Annotated in this window: 13 protein-coding genes and 4 pseudogenes; 11 read left to right on the forward strand and 6 right to left on the reverse strand. The window is 60.5% G+C overall.

From position 1 onward, the window contains the following. The first annotated feature begins 404 nt into the window (after nt 1–404). From AB6809_RS33200 to AB6809_RS33210, 3 genes and pseudogenes are all read left to right on the forward strand, one after another. A pseudogene (locus AB6809_RS33200) lies at nt 405–1,909 on the forward strand (carbohydrate porin). Between the two features lie 172 nt (nt 1,910–2,081). Beyond that, nucleotides 2,082–3,062 carry a VIT1/CCC1 transporter family protein gene (locus AB6809_RS33205; protein ID WP_371028143.1) on the forward strand — a complete coding sequence of 327 codons (981 nt, stop codon included), beginning with the start codon at nt 2,082–2,084 and terminating at the stop codon, nt 3,060–3,062. A 157-nt stretch (nt 3,063–3,219) separates the two neighbouring features. Continuing rightward, nucleotides 3,220–3,513, forward strand: coding sequence for a hypothetical protein (locus AB6809_RS33210; protein ID WP_371028144.1), 294 nt, complete (start codon nt 3,220–3,222; stop codon nt 3,511–3,513). Nucleotides 3,514–3,558: 45 nt separating this feature from the next. Here the strand turns inward: AB6809_RS33210 and AB6809_RS33215 are convergent. Further along, a pseudogene (locus AB6809_RS33215) lies at nt 3,559–4,082 on the reverse strand (hypothetical protein). Between the two features lie 418 nt (nt 4,083–4,500). Here AB6809_RS33215 and AB6809_RS33220 point away from each other — a divergent pair. After that, nucleotides 4,501–5,292 (forward strand): H-NS family nucleoid-associated regulatory protein, encoded by a 792-nt coding sequence (locus tag AB6809_RS33220; protein ID WP_371028145.1) that lies wholly within the window; start codon nt 4,501–4,503, stop codon nt 5,290–5,292. 70 nt (nt 5,293–5,362) lie between these two features. Here AB6809_RS33220 and AB6809_RS33225 read toward each other — a convergent pair. Together AB6809_RS33225 and AB6809_RS33230 are read right to left on the reverse strand one after the other, a co-directional pair. Then, nucleotides 5,363–5,613 (reverse strand): annotated as a pseudogene (locus AB6809_RS33225) (hypothetical protein). A 516-nt stretch (nt 5,614–6,129) separates the two neighbouring features. Continuing rightward, nucleotides 6,130–6,564, reverse strand: a pseudogene (locus AB6809_RS33230) (transposase); the annotation flags it as partial. 1,250 nt (nt 6,565–7,814) lie between these two features. Between AB6809_RS33230 and AB6809_RS33235 the strand changes: the two are divergent. Both AB6809_RS33235 and AB6809_RS33240 read left to right on the forward strand, forming a co-directional pair. Further along, a complete protein-coding gene (locus AB6809_RS33235; RefSeq protein ID WP_371028146.1) occupies nt 7,815–8,162 on the forward strand; it encodes a hypothetical protein in 348 nt (115 codons plus the stop codon). Between the two features lie 127 nt (nt 8,163–8,289). Then, complete coding sequence (locus AB6809_RS33240; protein ID WP_371028147.1) at nt 8,290–8,640, forward strand: hypothetical protein; 351 nt, start codon at nt 8,290–8,292, stop codon at nt 8,638–8,640. Nucleotides 8,641–8,846: 206 nt separating this feature from the next. Here AB6809_RS33240 and AB6809_RS33245 read toward each other — a convergent pair whose 3' ends face one another. Next, nucleotides 8,847–9,122, reverse strand: coding sequence for a hypothetical protein (locus AB6809_RS33245; protein WP_371028148.1), 276 nt, complete (start codon nt 9,120–9,122; stop codon nt 8,847–8,849). 46 nt (nt 9,123–9,168) lie between these two features. On the opposite strand from AB6809_RS33245, the gene AB6809_RS33250 reads away from it, so the two are divergent. The 3 genes from AB6809_RS33250 (at nt 9,169) to AB6809_RS33260 (ending at nt 11,888) form a co-directional block, all read left to right on the forward strand. After that, complete coding sequence (locus AB6809_RS33250) at nt 9,169–9,717, forward strand: hypothetical protein (protein ID WP_371028149.1); 549 nt, start codon at nt 9,169–9,171, stop codon at nt 9,715–9,717. Nucleotides 9,718–9,849: 132 nt separating this feature from the next. After that, nucleotides 9,850–10,461 carry a hypothetical protein gene (locus AB6809_RS33255; protein ID WP_371028150.1) on the forward strand — a complete coding sequence of 204 codons (612 nt, stop codon included), beginning with the start codon at nt 9,850–9,852 and terminating at the stop codon, nt 10,459–10,461. Between the two features lie 404 nt (nt 10,462–10,865). Then, the gene (locus AB6809_RS33260; RefSeq protein ID WP_371028151.1) at nt 10,866–11,888 is read left to right on the forward strand and encodes a helix-turn-helix domain-containing protein; all 1,023 of its coding nucleotides are present in this window, start codon (nt 10,866–10,868) and stop codon (nt 11,886–11,888) included. A 384-nt stretch (nt 11,889–12,272) separates the two neighbouring features. Here AB6809_RS33260 and AB6809_RS33265 read toward each other — a convergent pair whose 3' ends face one another. Both AB6809_RS33265 and AB6809_RS33270 read right to left on the reverse strand, forming a co-directional pair. Next, on the reverse strand, nt 12,273–12,905 hold the full coding sequence (locus AB6809_RS33265) for a response regulator (protein ID WP_371028152.1): 633 nt from the start codon (nt 12,903–12,905) through the stop codon (nt 12,273–12,275). 320 nt (nt 12,906–13,225) lie between these two features. Then, nucleotides 13,226–13,789, reverse strand: a complete 564-nt coding sequence (locus AB6809_RS33270) for a DUF3579 domain-containing protein (protein ID WP_371028153.1) — start codon at nt 13,787–13,789, stop codon at nt 13,226–13,228. 335 nt (nt 13,790–14,124) lie between these two features. On the opposite strand from AB6809_RS33270, the gene AB6809_RS33275 reads away from it, so the two are divergent. Together AB6809_RS33275 and AB6809_RS33280 are read left to right on the forward strand one after the other, a co-directional pair. After that, entirely contained in the window at nt 14,125–15,138 is a 1,014-nt protein-coding gene (locus tag AB6809_RS33275) for an ABC transporter substrate-binding protein (RefSeq protein ID WP_371028154.1), read from the forward strand. Between the two features lie 102 nt (nt 15,139–15,240). Further along, complete coding sequence (locus AB6809_RS33280; RefSeq protein ID WP_371028155.1) at nt 15,241–16,038, forward strand: ABC transporter ATP-binding protein; 798 nt, start codon at nt 15,241–15,243, stop codon at nt 16,036–16,038. Nucleotides 16,039–16,054 lie beyond the last annotated feature (16 nt).

Below are 16,054 nucleotides of genomic sequence, written 5' to 3' on the forward strand. Positions count from 1 at the left end.
CCCGCTACGGGTTGCCGCCCGCGCGCATCTCATTGTCGTTTCGACGCAGGCGTCGGCAGCGACACGCGCCGGCGTCATAGGTCACGCCGACGGAACCCACAGGTCGGCAGCAGCAAGCCACCTGCGTCGGGCCGGAAAGATGGCCGTGCGCGCTGCACTTCGGGTGGCCTGTGCAGACAACCCTTTAACGCCTACCGGGTACGCGATTGTCGCCGTCACGTTAGCCGCTTCCGCCTTGGGCGCGATGTTGTGCACCTCCTCCGTCGGCAAAGAGCTGGGCCGCTCGTTACGACTGAGCTGGTGGTTCTCCTGAACAAGGCCCAGTCACGGTTCCGCCACACATTGCGTGTGATATCCATAAAACGAACGGATTTGTCCGCCTGATAATCTCGCCTCCAGTTGTCATGAAGAAAAACCTCAAGACCACATTGCTGATGTCCGGTGCTCCCCTCAGCCTGACCTGCCTGCTGTCTCTGGGCCTTGTGCAACCCGCGCTCGCCCAGGCGAGCAACGAAGCCGCGCCTGCCGCCACGCCCGCCGAGGCCGCGCCGTCGTCGACGCCATCCGGAACGGACGCGGCGAAGACGGAGGCGGCACCGCCTGCGCCGACCGGTTTCCGGGACCGTGCGACACTTTTCGGTGGCATGGGTGGCCTGCAGCCCTGGCTCGGCGACCACGGTGTGACGCTCAGCCTGCAGGAAACCAGTGAATACCTGAGTAACCTCTCCGGGGGTGTCAAACGCGGTGGCGCCTACGACGGGCTCACGCAATTCGGTGTCGTGGTGGACACGCAAAAGGCGTTCGGGCTGCCGGGCGGCGGCACCTTCAATGCATCGGCGTTGCAGATTCATGGCACCCGCCTCAGTCAGCGCAATCTGCTGACGCTGCAAAGCGCGAGCGGCATCGAAGCCGATGACACGGCCCGGCTCTGGGAACTGTGGTACCAGCAGTCGTTGCTGTCAGGGAAAGTGGATGTGAAGGTCGGTCAGCAGAGTCTCGACCAGGAATTCATGGTGAGCCAGTACGCCATGTCGTTCATGAACCTGACGTTCGGCTGGCCGATTCTGCCGTCGGTCGATATGCCTGCCGGCGGTCTGGCCTACCCGCTGTCGTCGCTGGGCGTGCGGCTGCGCATAAAATCTTCCGACTCGTGGACCGTGCTGGCTGGTGTGTTCGACGGCAATCCTGCGGGCAGCGATGTCGGTGACCCGCAGAAACTGAACAGCCACGGCACCAATTTCAACCTGCACAACGGCGCGCTGTTCATCGGCGAGGTGCAGTACGCCATCAATCAGTCCCCGGCTAATCCGACGGACGCACAGCAGGGCGGTTTGCCTGGAACCTACAAGCTGGGCTTCTGGTACAACACGCAACGTTTTGCGGACCCGCGCTTCGACACTTCCGGACAGTCGCTGGCGAATCCGGCAAGTACCGGGGTGGCGGCAAGTCATCGCGGCGACTATAGCTTCTATGCCGTTGCTGACCAGATGGTCTGGCGTCCGGGTGCGGACAGCCCGCAGTCGGTCGGCGTATTTGCGAGAGTCATGGGCGCACCAGGCGACCGCAACCTGGTAGACCTGGGCGTGAACGGTGGCGTGACGTTGAAGGCGCCGTTCAAGGGGCGCGACAACGACATCGCAGGGCTCGCAGTGGGCTATGCGAAGATTGGCTCGCATGCGCGAGGACTCGATAGCGATACGGGCGCGTTCACCACGCCCGGGTATCCGGTGCGCAGCGCCGAGACCATCATCGAGGCGACGTATCTGTATCAGGTCACGCCATGGTGGCAGTTGGAGGCGGACTTCCAGTACGCGTTCCGTCGGCGGGTGGCATCCCGAATCCGGAGAACGCATCGCAGCCGGTGGGCCATGAAGCGGTGATGGGTGTGCGCACCAATATTGTGTTCTGACGGGTTCAGCCGGGGCCTTTCTGCCGCCAATTGACGCCAGGATGCGGATGCCGCCCGAATCGGCATGAGAACCGTTGGCGTTCTCGGTTAGGGCGCGGTTTAGGGACATTATGAATAAGGTCTCCTGAATCAACTACGCTACGTGCAGAAAAAATCTTGCACGGACTTCCCTATGGCATCGAAACAGGAAATAAACCGGTTCAAGGCAAACTTCTCTGATGAACTCCATAGCGCCGCGCTATATGAAACGCTTGCCAGCGTCGAGAAGGACGAGACCCGTAAGCAGGTGTACAGCGACCTGGCCAAGTCAGAGCGTGAGCACGCGCAGTTGTGGGCGGAAAAGCTTAAAGCCAACGGGATTTCTACGAAGGGAACCGGTCCGGCCGTCAAGACACGCCTGATGCAGACACTGGTCCGGTTCTTCGGTGCAGGTTTCGTCTTGCCCACGCTTGCTGCGGCGGAGTACGCGGACCGCAACAAGTATCACGGACAACCGGACGCCGGGCGCATGTCAGCCGACGAGCATCACCACGCCGCAGTGGTTCAGACGCTGGCCCATGGCGGCGACCGGGACATGTCGCAAGGCGCGCGTATCGCCGCAGCGGAGTCGTGGCATAAGGGAGTGTCGTCGGGCAACGACCTGCGCGCAGCGGTGCTGGGCGCGAACGACGGCCTCGTCTCCAACTTCTGTCTGATTATGGGCGTCGCCGGTGCGGGAACTGGCAACAAGGCAATACTGCTGACAGGGCTGGCTGGTCTGATAGCGGGCGCCTGCTCGATGGCACTGGGCGAATGGCTGTCGGTGACGAACGCCCGGGAGCTCGCCAGCACCCAGATTGCGAAGGAAGCCGAGGAGCTGGAGATGTCGCCCGAGGCCGAGGAGCACGAGCTTGCGCTGATTTACCGCGCGAAAGGGCTCAAAGCTGATGAGGCGAAGCGCGTGGCGTCACAGATGATGCGCGACAAGGATAAGGCTCTTGACACGTTGACACGGGAGGAACTTGGACTGGACCCGGCGGAGCTGGGCGGCAACCCGTGGTCGGCTGCTGCCGTCTCGTTCTGCCTGTTCTCGGTCGGCGCCATCTTTCCGACGATGCCGTTCCTGTGGTCCCACGGCTTTAGCGCAATTCTTCAGTGCGTCGGGATTTCGTAACTCCATATGGCGGCTGCGCACCGTTGATGCCACCGTCAGAGCGACTGGAACCGAATGCACCACAGAAAAGAAACGCCGCCCGAACAGGTAGGGGAGACCATCCATGGTTGTTTGCAGAACCCGGCTCAAGGCATGACTGACGGTCCTGCTGGCGGCGTTGGTCATAACCGAAGTCAGTGCGCTGATATTTTGCGTTGCTGCAACGCTGACCACGGGTGGTATTTCACCGGTGGCCTTTGACCTGTTTAGTGCAGCGACGCTACTGCTTGCCCAGCGATGGGTTTGCCTTGATGCGCGCACGGCCTTCGGCACCGCAGTCAGAATACGTTATGTGATTCTGGCAGGTGAGCCGCCGCGAATAAGCCGGATTGCCGCGACGTTTCCGGGACGCTGGCTGCCGTTGTTGCACATCCGGTTACACCCGGAACTGAGTGGTGGCGAAGGATGCTGAACTGCACGGGAGCCTCGTGGTCTGGAAGTCTGTCCGCACACCAGTTTAGAGGTTAATCTGGCCGCCCATTTCCACCAAGCGGTTTGCAGGCAGGCTGTAATATTCCGCCCCGTGCGCTGCGTTTCGCGCGAGAAATGCGAACAGCTTCTCGCGCCATGGCGGCATCGCCTTGCTTGCGCCGGTCGCCATAATCGTGTCGCGCGCGAGGAAGAATGACGTGTCTGAGGCTTCGTAGTGCCAGTTCGGCATCTGCTGTTGGGCGAGCTCCAGAATCGCCGGGACGTTGGGAATCTCCATAAACCCATGGCGCACGGTGACGGCATAGCATCCATGTCCCAGGTCGACGACGGTGGCTTTCCTATCGTCCGCTATGTGGGGAACGTTATCCGTCGTGCCGGCAAGAAGATGTTGACTTCATGCATGACGCCGTTGTGCTTCAGGTTATGCAGAAAGGCAGTCGGTGCCATACCTGCTACTCCACCCGGAAACACCGCCGTGCCATTGACGCGAGGCGGCGAATGGCCGCCACCGCACAGACTACACTTTTGGCCACAGCCCCGCTGCTTCATCTTGCGGCAGTTTATTGGCCACCCTTGCAAAATGCGCTCGGTATGGTCCCACTTGATGCAGACTCCTGGATTACTATCATCGTCGCTTCAGTGCTCGGAATGACGACTTTGCACTACGTTCTCAAGGATGCAATTCGCAAGCAATTCGTGGGAATCTAATTGAGTTGGCGCACGTGCCGCCCGACCCATCGTTGGTTCCGCACTGTTTGTTTGGCACCCGTAGCAAACGCGGCCCAGAAGACACTGGGTTTTCAGGTGATTTAACGACTCTGATACCTGGAAGCCGCCGCCCTGTTCTGTTTGTCGAAGGAGGAAACACGACGCGGACCAGCCGACTCTCCCTGCTCGGCCTCGTGTGTGACTAGCCGACCTCCTCGTCAACATGGCATAGTTTGACATCTCAACTGCGGAGGTGCGAATGGCGACCTTGGAATCCTTGCAAGCAAAAATCCAGCGACTGCAATCGCAAGCCGACGCGCTGCTCGCGAAAAAGTCGAGCGCTGTTATCGAGAAGATTAAGAGCTTGATGGCAGAACACGGACTAACGACTGCCGACATTGATGCGCACGCTGGCGGCAAAAAGCGTGGACCCAAGCCGGGCGCCAAGGCTGCGAATAACGCAGCGCAAGGAACGGCGAAGACAAAGGGCAAGTTACCTCCCAAGTATCTGAATCCAAAAACAGGCGAAACGTGGAGTGGTCATGCGCGGCCGCCTGCGTGGATTGCCAACGTGAAGGACCGGACGAAATTCCTGATTGCAGATGGCGCTCCAGCGACGGTAGCTGGAACCAAGGGGACTGCGGGCAAGGCCAAACCTGCCGGCAAGAAGACGGCGAAGGTTGCAAGCCGAGTAAAAGCTGTCGGCAATTACCTGCGCGGGCAGCAGCCAGCACTCTATCGTGACCCTAAGAGCGCGACGACATGGAGTGGGCGTGGCCGCGCGCCAGCGTGGATTGCGAATGCAAAGGACCGGACGAAGTTCCTGATTGACGGCGCTACCGCGGGCGACAAGAAGCCGGTGGCCACCAAGGCTGCTGCCAAGAAAGCCCCGACGGCGAAGAAAACTGTTGCCAAGAACGCTGTGGGCGTGAAGGTGCCGGCAAAGAAAGCGTCGGCCAAAAAGTCTTCGGTGAAATTGACACCGCAGACGAGCGCGACCGCGGCCGCTCCGGTGGCCGCAGTCGAGTCTGTCGCCGAGTTGACGACCTAATCGTAGTTGTCAGTTGCCCGGTGGACCAGCGATTTCCTGATTCCACCGGGGACATCAAGCCGGCGACCTTTTATTTCGCTCGTGCTGCCTGACGGTGTGCGGCTTGCTGTTGAGCCTGCTCTTGAGCGTGCTGCTTCGCGAGGTGCCTGCCGACCATGCAACCGCCGAGCGCACCGACGACGACATGGTGGCCCGCGTAGTGTTTGGCGACCCGCCGACGACCGCGCCCTTGAGGCAGCCTGAGGCGTTGGCAGTTCCCATCGTGGCCAATGCGAAGGCTGTGGCCTGCAAAGCTAGTCTTATCGAGTTACTTTCTTTCATTCGAAGGTACTAAGGCCGCTGTGAGTGTCTTAAGGTATTCAAAGTAATAGGCCTTGACAGAATGACTTTGCCCGCTCTTTACTTCCGATGAATGGCTGTTATGTAGATTGTCAATTGCGATGGCCGCCGGTTTCTGCAGTGTGCCATTTACGGCGCTCGTTACGCGGAGCACTTCGCGACGACCGAATTAGCTGTCGATGCAACGCTGGCCGTGCCAACGAGCGAGGGTGGCAACTTCGGGACTGCTCGTCATGCGGGGGCATTTGCTAATCCCGAAAAAGCTCACCACAGAAAGAAGCGCCGGCGCAGCACGCAACTAACGGTCCATGCCGGTCAGCGTATGCGAAAATCCAACCCCGTCTTCAACGCGCGGGGCGCCTTGAAGGATAGCGAAACGAACGTTGGGCCCCCGTTATGCAGGTCGCGTGCCTTCACCGACAGCTCGGCCCCACCGGCGTATGTGCAGAGGTGACGTGTGCCGAATGTTCCGCAAGTACGCACAACTATCCATCTCAGCGCCTGCTTGAGGTCTTCTCTCGCTGATGACCAGGCACGGGCAAGGTCGCGAAACGCTTCGCCCTCCACGGTCGGTACGTGCACGGCAGACAGATCACTCGCGCGCAGAGAGCGCACCAGCTTGATCGCGTCGCGCCGGTCAGTCTTGACGCGCTCGCCCGGTTTGCGCGGAATCAGCGATGGTGCACAAACCATGCAGTCGAAACCCTTGTCGATGAGCTGGCGGTACAGGCCATAACCGCAGGGGCCGGCCTCATAGACCACGCGGATTTGGCGCCCTTTGGACTGCAGTCGTTTGCATAGGCGATCGACTTCGATCTGTGTCGTGCCGATCTTGCCGAGCAGTTCCACCTCGCTCATATCGACCGCATAGGCAACCATGATCGAATCCTTGTGAACGTCAAGCCCTACGTACAACGTGCTATCGTCTTGCATGCTAGCCTCCGTGCCGGAAATAGACCGTTGAGCGGCGGTCCATCCCCACTCAATGTGGCTCTGGCAGCGATGCTAACCCGCGCTTACATCCGCACGGCGGCTAGCCTCGCCTCACGGGAATCATACTGACTTGCTTGACCGGTTCTTGGCCGTAACTTTCGTGTGTGAAGGCGTGATGTCCCGTCCGAGAGGTGGATGCGCGAGATCTGCACGTTCGGTTCCATGAGCGGCGTGTTGAAACGGGGCTAGGGTAAAGTTATTCGGGCACCGCAGACGAACAAGCGGCAACACAAAAACTGAACCTGCCGCTGCACTCCTGGCTGGGATGGCGCCAGACCAGCGGGGCCGAGATTGGCGACCGTCCTTGAAGCGGTGCCCAATTGAAGCCAGCGGACAGAGAGCCGCGCGTACGGCTCTGCGGCATGCGAGAAGCAGACGGGGATGAAGCGCCCGGTTGCCAATACAAGCCTTCGATGGCCGTCCCCCTCCGTGCCGTTTGCCGGCCGCTGTACCAGCGGCGATAAAGACTTGGGACTGCATCGATAATAATTCGCGGTTTTCGCTGCAGACCAAAGCTGTATTGTGCAAGCGGGCAATGCGGGCCGACAAGGGGTCAACGTCCAACTCATGGCGGTAGGTGAGGCGCCCCAGGCCATGGCGTTTCGAGGGCTCTTCGTGGACGGGCCCGACGGCGACGTTGATCCACCGACATGACGACCGCCGCCGCAAGTGTCATGGGCACTTGCCCTTGCTATGAATGAGCGCTTGCCGACAGAACGGTTCACGGACGCAATCGTAAATGTTCGATGTCCCACGGTTCTCACAGTCCATCTTCCGTAGAGTCATAAAAAAGCGGGTGTAGTTCAAAACAGAACGATAAAAGACAGCGCATCGATTATTCGATGCCGGGCACAGTGATGAAGAACCAGCAAACATGCATCAGGGCCACTGGCTCGGTTGCATCATCAGGCGCAGTGGCTGCCGTCAGCAAGACAGCTGACCACGGGGCGACGCAACAGGGTCGCGCTCCTGCCCTCGATGCCCAGTGCATCCCGATCACTCTTTCATCGGAAGTCGGAAGACTTCGTCGAGAAATTCCGCGCGGACCTCTGTCCTTACAGGGACGACGATCGGTCCTGTGCCCCTGACCCAGTACGGCTGAAGTCAGGCAAAAACGCTCCTGCCATACCTGCTACATGCCGGCGCTCATGTAGCTGGATAACCGTGCGCCTCCAAACTGGAGACTGACCATGAAACGCAATCTCATCACAGCAGCAGTCCTCTCGCTGGCTTCCGTCGCGGCCTTTGCTACGGGTACGAATTCGAGCTCGAGCTCGACCTCCGGCGGCTCGACCGCTGCCGCCGTGATCGGCTTTGGCCACTTTACGGCAACCGACGCCGGTGCTGCAAACGGCCACGCTTCGGCCACCGCAGGCTCAGGTTTTGGCTCCACGGGTAACGCGACCAACGCAACGACGAGCCACATCAACACCTCGCAGGTCGGCGGCTTCGGCTTCGGCGGCTCGACTGCAGGGGGCATGTCGGGTGCCGACGCAGCCGCGAACGCATGGAGCAAGCTCGGCAACGGATGGCATTAAGCGTTCCGCCTGCACAGGTGCCAGCCCTGAATTCGGGGCACCAGGAGTCAGTTCGCAGGAATGGGATGCTGTTGAACGCCACGATAACGCGGACGACTCTTAAACGGTCTGATAAGGAGTACATATCATGAAACTGAGAATAACCGCTGCTGCGCTGCTCTCGCTTTGTTCCGTCGTCGCGATGGCTGGGACAGGAACGAATTCCAGCTCGAGTTCGACGTCGGTTGGCCAAACCTCCGCGGCCGTGTCGGGCTCCGGCTTCTTCCAGGCAACTGACTACGGCGCGGCAAACAGTAACGCGCAGGCGCTCGCAGGTAGCGGTTTCGGCGTGACCGGCAACGCCACGAACGCGTCGACCAGCCATACCAACACCTCGACGGTTGGCGGATATGGCCACGGCGGATCGTCCGCGACGGGGCTCTCCGGCGCGGATGCGGCGGCCAACGCATGGAGCTCGCTCGGGCGCGGCTGGCGCTAGCCGACCCGTTGGAGGCGGCGCCTGCAGAGATCATTGGTCGAACTGGCCCCGCCTCGTTTACACGCATAAAAACTATAAATCGTGCTCTGGAATCGCTTGTCGTTGATTGCTGTTGCGGCGTTCCACCTTTATTTCGGGAGACTTACAATGACCAGGACCACCTTGTATCTGGCATGCGCAGTTCTGCTTTGTGTTGGGCACGCCGCTCATGCCGATACGACCGCAAATTCATCGTCGGGCTCAATCTCGGGTTCGAGTTCGGTCGGCATCGGCCAGGGCGGCGGCTCCAGCCTGAACAACATCGGAACCTCTTCGAACTCTTCGGCCACCACCAGTTCGAACGCGTCGTCGGTTGGTGGCATCGGACGAGCCACCGCGTCGGGCGGCTCCTCGAACGTCAGCGTGTCGGTCACTGTGCCGGCACCGACGGCATCAACTGGAGCAGGCACGACAGGGGGCAGTGCAACCGACGCGGCCAGCAAGGCCGCCTCGGGCGCAGGATCGAGCGCGTATGATACGAGGGCAACAGTGGACTACAACCAGAGCTCGTACTCGGTGCGAACGACACCGAGCATTGCGGCGCCAGCGCTCACGACGACGCTCTCTGACACCTGTATGGGCTCGACGAGCTTCGGCGTGTCGGTTACCGGCTTCGGCCTGACAGGTGGTACGACGCAGGTTGATCAGGCGTGCGTTCGGCGACTGGATGCGCGCGAGTTCCGCGCGATGGGGCTGACGGATGTTGCTCTGGCGCTGCTGTGCCAGAGCGACGCCAACCGCAAGGCGGTCGAAGCCACCGGCCATCTCTGCCCCGGCACCACCGCGCCCCTTGCCCACGCGGCCGATGCTGCGCAGTATTCGGATGACGAAAAATATCGTGACCCGCTCGTCCGCACCCGACTTGGTCTGCCTGTCGTCGCCGCGGCCAGCGAGCGCATGACGGATCCGTGGGCTCAGCCCCCGGCAGAAAAAGTCAAGGCAGTGCCGACTTCGGCGAAGGTCGAACATGATGAGATTGCTGACGCGATGTCAACGCCGGTCATGCACGACAACATCGAGGTCTCTCTGGCGAAATAGCGTCCCTGCGTGCGATGGCAAACTGCACCATGAAGAAAAGGAGACGTGCCATGCCTTCTCTGCATCTCAAGGGTTGGTCGTTCTCGATGTCCGCCGAAAATGCCAACCCTCCTTTTCCTGCCGATGCGCCGTATGAAAAATCATCTGATACTTATGACGCTATCGCTTGCCGCGGTCGCTGGCGCCAACGCGCAAACGACGGCACCCGTGCTGGTCATTTTCGCGAGCAACCCGGTGATCTTGCAGGCCGCGCCCAGCGTCCTGTTCCCGGCCTTGCTTATCTGGAAAAATGCGATTCCGCTTAAGGTTTCAGAGGGTGGCAAATGCCTTCTCGTCGCGCGCCGTGGACCGCAGATTGTGGCCGTCGAACTGTCGCCGCTCAACGACGGCCCAACGGTGGTGGGGTGGTCGACCAGGGAAATCGACATGGATACCGCCACGTCCAGATGGGGCTATGTCGCGCCGAAATGGCCTTCGGACGAGGCACGGCTCAGCAATCCGGTAACCGCATCGATCGGCGCCTCCAGTAAAACTGTCGCGAAGGAAAGCGCCACGCCCGCAAGTTTTTCAAGCTCCGGTGCGCGAAGCAATGCAAGCGTTGAAGCACACGGCCAGGCTGCGGACGAAAGCGAATGGAGCGAGACGGTGACGGTCAACGGCAAGACCTACCGGAAGTACAGCCATTTCAAGGCTGCTTCGACCGGGCTTTTCGAGGCCGTCCAGGATGAATACATCTGTCAATGAGGGCGTCGTAGGACTACCGGTCGCAGCTGAACAGAACGGGCAGATTGAGCCGCTTCGGATATGAAATGGGCTGCTTTTAGCGCGGCTGTAAAACGCATAACGATGTCAGGAGGGGTGCGCACGATTGCGGGCGTTTCTTTGGAATGACACGGGTGCCGCTGGCAATGCGGGCCAAAAACGGCGGCAGACATTGCGGCGGCCAGAAAACGCGCAACCCGTTGAGGCGCTGGCGCAACTGGGCTCCTGTTGCGCAGAAAACAGGGCAATTGTCGCCCGCCGCCGCTCGTTATCCGTGCGGTTCGCCCTATGGAATCGCGTTCAACCGAGGCACGATGAGATGGAGCAATGAATGTCAGGCGAATCGGCCTGGCGGATAAACGGAGAGGTTACGCGGGGAGAGACGAATGAAAAGAACCGACACGCAGTGCGCCGACACGGAAGACGTTCAAAGCATGGCATCGCGGCGGCCGGTGCCGCGTAACAGGCGACGAATCGCCATCGTGCTGGTTGACGGATGCGATCTCCTCGGGGCAAGCGTCATCGTCGAGGCGTTCGGTCTTGCTTCTAGGCTCACCTGCCCTGACGCTAGTCCAGGTGCGTACGATGTGACCTTCCTGTCCGAGCGCGGAGGGATAGTCCGGGTGGCGTCATCGCTGCCGGTGTCTACCGATGCGTTCGAGATGCACAGGGATCTTGGCTTCGACGCGCTTTTCGTTGCGGCTCCGGATCATCACGCGTGTTCCCCGAATCTGAAGCCGCCGGTTCAGTGGCTGTCATCCGGCCGTGTGAACGCGAGGCAGATTACGTATCTCTGCGGAAACTCGCTGCCAGCTGGCGGGACACCGGTTACCTTGCGCCCCGATGCTGACAGTCCAAGATCAAAAGCATTTGATGAAGCTTTGAGCGCTGGACTCGCACTTATCCGTCGCGATCTGGGCGACATGCTGGCACAGCGCGTTGCGCAGGAACTTTCGATCGTTTCCAGGACGGTCGTCAATCTCGCGCTCGGGGAGTCCGGCACCAGCCCGGCCGGCAGGGCACGCGCTGCCGCGCGCTGGCTACAGGACAATTGTCATCGCCCGGTCACGACGGGTGATGCTGCTGCCGCAGCGGCGATGAACGCCAGTAGCTTTTCGCGCCGCTTCCAGCGTGAACTGGGTGTCTCGCCTGCGGACTATCTGCTTGATCTCCGGCTACAGATTGCCCGCCGGCTGCTCGTCGAAACTGACCTCCCGGTGGACAACGTTGCGCGACGCGCGGGCATGAGCAGCGGCGTTCATCTGGCCAGAACTTTCCGGACGCACATGAAGATCCTGCCAGCGGAATATCGTGCCTATCACCGCGATCCCGGCTCCAGGCTCAACGGCGCTGCTGCCGGTCCCGCCTTGGCGCTCCGCCTCGAAACGCGTGCGAAGGTGTCAGAATGAGGGTGCTGGAAACGGCCCGAATGCGTCCCTACACGCCGTCGGGCAGGCCATCCAAACCGAGCGCGGTTTGTTCCCGCTGGGCACACCGGGCAACCCGCAGGCGCGAACGCCAGATGTGTGGTTTTCGCCATGCGCGTCGCACGCAGGCGTTTCTCTTATGCTTCGGCCCGATCCGGCAGCACTTCGCCTTGCCCAGACATCAGATGAGTGCGGCATGTTACCGCGCCACTCTAAAAAAACGCCTCGCCACATCGCAAGAATGGACTGTCTCAACCGCAGCCAATCAAGCCATATGATAAGAACACCTATGTGTTCATTATAGACGTAGTCTACGCTCGCCAACCTGACAGTGCCGCATTTCATGTTCGGTCGCCATCGGCGTGGCTAGGCAGCCACCACACCATGCCGGATCGAATAACGGATCAATTCTGACTGGTTGGCAATGCAGAGCTTTTGCATCAGTCGCATCTTGTGCGTGCTGACCGTCTTTGCGCTCAGGGCAAACGTTTCGGCGATTTCCTTGATACGCTTGCCATTCGCCAGCATCTGGAATACCTGAAACTCCCGACCGGATAGCAGTTCACGGGCCGGTGCGTCGCTGGACTTTGGGTCGAAGACGAGCGCGCCGACAAGGCGCGGATCAACAAACCGTCCTCCGCTCGCGAGCTTCCGGATTGCGCTGAGCAGGATCTCCGGATCGGCGTCCTTCGTGACGTAGCCCGTCGCGCCCGCGCGAAGCGCCCGGGCAGCGACGGCTGCTTCCTTGCCCTCGCCAAGCAGTAGAATCGGCAGCGTTCGCGACTCGATCCGTACCTGATGGATCAGGTCAACGCCCGTCATTCCGGGCATCGACATATCGAGAAGCAGCAGATGGAATTCCCGCTTACGCAACAAATCGAGTACGGTCGTGCCTTGCGCCGCCTCCGCAGACACCACGATCCCCGTCGTTGTCGCGATGAGGTGCCTGAGGCCGGCCCGCACGACGGGATGATCATCGGCAATCAGAACATGAACCATGGCAATCTACCTTGAATCCGGAAAGTGTCTGTTGCGGGCGGCAGTCCGCATAGGCCGTATAGCCTGCACCCTGACTGCGCCCACGCGTCATCCGCGCGATTCGACCTGTTCGTGGCACCCTTTCAGGCCAAGCTACCACGGCCTTTCGCGGCCCGCGAGCACCCCGCCGACGCCTGCCGCCGGGTCCGCTCTTTCCGCAACCCTCAGCCACACTGGCCGTCGCATCGTGCGCAGATGGCCAGCTCCCGCGCATGCGAGACATCCGTCCGTAACACCGTGGCACGGTGTCCACACGCAGTGCATACATAGGTGCACGCACTTCAGTGAGTGTCTCCATCAACGGTCTCCTCATCACGTCCTGTATGCAATCCTGATGCGCCGGTAGAGACAGCTGGATTCGCCGACGCACTCACATCATTGTTTGCTTTCTTTACAGAAGCCTCCGGCCCACTGTTTGGAACGCGCCCTGTTCGTTCGTTGGCAACACGGCAGATGTCGACTGCCAGATCGTTGTCCCCGGCGAACCGCATCACAAACTCAAATGCGTCCGGGCAGACACGTTGCAACTCTTGCGCGACGCGCAGGCATTTAAGATCCCGCTCCATAACCGGCGTCGCAAGTCGCGTGCAAGTCATATGAATGCCGGTGCCTCGTTCCCCAACGAACAGCGTGATGACTCCGGTCAGGCGTTCGGCCCAATCGCCGGGCCGGAACAGTTTGCGTTGCGACGTCACGCCGCGAATCAGGTAATGGTCAATACCATCGTCAGTCATGTTGGCGGAATCACTGGCGCGCGCGCCGTCAGGTAGGGGATGGGATAGTTTTTGTTCGGGCAGTTTGTCCGACGCTGTGTTCGACGTGGGAACGCCGGCCTCGAAAGTCATTCTTCCGATTGCGCGGTCACCTCTGGATGCAGAAGGGGGCTTCCATATCGACGGTGCGATTCTACGAACCTGAATCCTTCTCCCGGCTTTCACCAGGGGGATTTTCGGTGGGGGTTTTCCACGATGGCATCAGGCACTCCCAGGATCAGGCGAAAGGAGACCGATGCAGACCACAATCTGGCCGTGCTTTCGCGCCTGGCGACGGCCCGTCTTATGGAAATCCCCTAAGAAAACGGGCTTGTCATGAAAGCCGCGGGAAGGATTCATGCCGCCATAATCGCGCCATCGATGCAGACAGGCAGCACCTCGCTGCCGACAAATAACGGAGACTATCGATGCGACCGAACCTGAGCGCGTTTCGCCATATCGCTGTTGCTTCCAGCCTGCTGTTCGGCCTCACCTCGCAACACGCCACGGCTGCCGATTCCGGGAAGATCACGATCATGGTCGGGGGCATCACGAAGCTGATCTATCTGCCGGCGCGGCTGACCGAGCAACTCGGCTATTTCAAGGACGAAGGGCTCGATGTCGAACTGCTGTCGCAGCCTGCCGGTGTAGACGCGGAGAACGAACTGCTGGCCGGCGCGGTCCAGGGTGTTGTCGGCTTTTATGACCACACGATCGATCTGCAGACCAAGGGCAAGGAAGCCAAGGCGATTGTCGTCTTTGGGCAGGTGCCGGGCGAAGTTGAAATGGTGTCCACGAAAGCGGCCGATACGCTTAAATCGATGGGCGACGTGAAGGGCAAGACGCTCGGTGTGACGGGTCTTGGTTCGTCGACCAGCTTCCTTACGCAATATCTCGCCGGACAGCACGGCATCCAGTCGACCGAATACACGATGCTACCGGTGGGTGCAGATGCCAGCTTCATCGCGGCAATCAAACAGAATCGTATCGACGCTGGCATGACCACGGAGCCCACCGTGTCAGCATTGCTGAAATCCGGGGAGGCAAAAGTACTCGTCGACATGCGCTCCGTCGAGGGCACGAAGGCGGCTCTCGGCGGTACCTACCCCGCATCGAGTCTCTACGTGCAGGCCGCGTGGGCCGATTCGCACAAGGCTGAAGCCGCCAAACTCGCGCATGCCTTTGTCCGCACGATGCAATTCATCCACACGCATAGCGCCGAGGAAATCGCGGCGAAGATGCCCGATGACTATCAGAAAGACAAGTCGCTCTACGTGAGCGCCCTGAAGGCGTCGCTGCCGATGTACACCGTCGACGGCAAGATGCCGGCTGATGGTCCGGCGACCGTACTCAAGGTGTTGGCGGCGTTCAACCCGTCGGTCAAGGGCAAGCATATTGAATTGGGCAAAACCTACACGAACGAGTTTGTCAGTTCAAAATAGATCGCTGGCGCGCTCAGAGCGTTTGTGCAACGGGCGTCGTCAGACCCCGTTGCGCTCGCGGTGCCGCCGTTGTGGCACCGCTTATTTCCATGGATGTACTGAATGAACCACGCTGTTACCAAGGATGCGCCGGTCATCGAGTTTCGCTCGGTGTCATGTCGCTTTATCAGCCCCGATGGCAAGGCGACAGTCGCGTTGCGCAACTTCAGCATGGCCGTCGCCAAAGGCGAGTTCGTCGCGGTGGTGGGGCCGACCGGTTGTGGCAAATCGACCACGCTCAGCATGATCACCGGGCTGCTCAAGCCGACCACAGGGGAAGTGCGGGTGATGGGCGCACCGGTTGATGACATCGATCCGCGCATCGGCTTCGTGTTTCAGGCCGACGCGGTGTTCCCGTGGCGCTCGGTACTCGATAACGTCGCGGCTGGCCCGCTGTATCGCGGCCGCTCGAAGTCCGCCGCGCACGACGAGGCGAACGAATGGTTGCGCCGCGTCGGGCTGGAGAAGTTTGGCAAGCACTATCCGCATCAACTGTCGGGCGGCATGCGCAAGCGCGTCGCGCTCGCGCAGACTTTCATCAACAAGCCGGAAATCCTGCTGATGGACGAGCCGTTCTCGGCGCTGGACATGCAGACGCGCACGCTGATGCAGGATGAATTGTTGCAATTGTGGTCGGCCAATGCAGGCTCGGTGGTGTTCGTCACCCATGATCTCGAAGAAGCCATTGCGCTGGCCGATCGGGTGTTCGTGCTAAGCGCGCGGCCCGCAACGCTGAAAAAAGTCTATGAGATCGATCTGCCGAGGCCGCGCGTGACGTCGGAGGTTCGCTACGATCCGCGCTTTATCGAGATTTCGCGCGATATCTGGCGCGATCTGCGTGAAGAAGTGCAGATCGCATGACACAAACTCACGGTAG

It is taken from the genome of Paraburkholderia sp. RCC_158 (assembly GCF_041355255.1).
Classification (GTDB): Bacteria; Pseudomonadota; Gammaproteobacteria; order Burkholderiales; family Burkholderiaceae; genus Paraburkholderia; species Paraburkholderia graminis.

What these genes read in the sequence shown, in the direction of transcription:
- AB6809_RS33205 (WP_371028143.1), top strand. Translation starts at nt 2,082, where the DNA reads ATGGCATCGAAACAGGAAATAAACCGGTTCAAGGCAAACTTCTCTGAT.
- AB6809_RS33220 (WP_371028145.1), top strand. Translation starts at nt 4,501, where the DNA reads ATGGCGACCTTGGAATCCTTGCAAGCAAAAATCCAGCGACTGCAATCG.
- AB6809_RS33235 (WP_371028146.1), top strand. Translation starts at nt 7,815, where the DNA reads ATGAAACGCAATCTCATCACAGCAGCAGTCCTCTCGCTGGCTTCCGTC.
- AB6809_RS33240 (WP_371028147.1), top strand. Translation starts at nt 8,290, where the DNA reads ATGAAACTGAGAATAACCGCTGCTGCGCTGCTCTCGCTTTGTTCCGTC.
- AB6809_RS33255 (WP_371028150.1), top strand. Translation starts at nt 9,850, where the DNA reads ATGAAAAATCATCTGATACTTATGACGCTATCGCTTGCCGCGGTCGCT.
- AB6809_RS33260 (WP_371028151.1), top strand. Translation starts at nt 10,866, where the DNA reads ATGAAAAGAACCGACACGCAGTGCGCCGACACGGAAGACGTTCAAAGC.
- AB6809_RS33265 (WP_371028152.1), bottom strand. Translation starts at nt 12,905, where the DNA reads ATGGTTCATGTTCTGATTGCCGATGATCATCCCGTCGTGCGGGCCGGC.
- AB6809_RS33270 (WP_371028153.1), bottom strand. Translation starts at nt 13,789, where the DNA reads ATGACTTTCGAGGCCGGCGTTCCCACGTCGAACACAGCGTCGGACAAA.
- AB6809_RS33275 (WP_371028154.1), top strand. Translation starts at nt 14,125, where the DNA reads ATGCGACCGAACCTGAGCGCGTTTCGCCATATCGCTGTTGCTTCCAGC.
- AB6809_RS33280 (WP_371028155.1), top strand. Translation starts at nt 15,241, where the DNA reads ATGAACCACGCTGTTACCAAGGATGCGCCGGTCATCGAGTTTCGCTCG.